Source organism: Vibrio sp. 1562, assembly GCF_033340155.1.
Lineage (GTDB): Bacteria > Pseudomonadota > Gammaproteobacteria > Enterobacterales > Vibrionaceae > Vibrio > Vibrio alginolyticus.
In genome coordinates this window covers 1-553 of sequence record NZ_JAWOVY010000660.1, presented here as the reverse complement: position 1 = coordinate 553, position 553 = coordinate 1, and the positions used below count along the sequence as shown (strand labels likewise).

Annotated in this window: 1 pseudogene; it reads left to right on the top strand. The window is 45.4% G+C overall.

The features are described from left to right. Window positions 1-553 (top strand): annotated as a pseudogene (locus R7Z49_RS26940) (hypothetical protein); the annotation flags it as partial.

The following is a 553-nucleotide window of genomic DNA, read 5'->3' as shown; positions in this document are numbered from 1 at the left end:
GGCTTAAGCTGTGCTTCAGCAGCTTTAGGTTGGATGGTGGTTGTTGGTAGTGTTGGTGCGATTCCAATTTCGGGAGGCACGAGTGCTGCCGTTACTTATTTGGGATACAGTGCGGCGGCGGCCTCTACAGTCCAATGTATGGTGGGCATAGGCAGGAGTGGAGCTGAGGGTTTTGCTCCTGATAAGCTAGATGAACTGGACTCGCAAGCTTGGTATCAAAATACATCTAAAGCCCTCGATTACATATCTCTGGTAGGTGTTGGGGCATCAGGCACAGCCACAATAAAAGCCATAAGTAATCTACAGAAGAGCTCAGGAAAAAGCTTAAGTGAAGTTTTAAAGGGCTTAAATCGACACGAACGAGCAAGGCTCACTAAAGAAATTTCGAAACAAAACATCCCAAACTTATCTTCAAAAGCCTATAAACAACTAGTACGTTCAGGAAGCGTAAAACGAAGGTTCTCTTCACAAGACATAAGCAATGCCATCCAACTTCAACTAAAAGATGCCATTGGTGCAACTATCAGTTTCGTGGGTAGTGCAACCTCCGGCA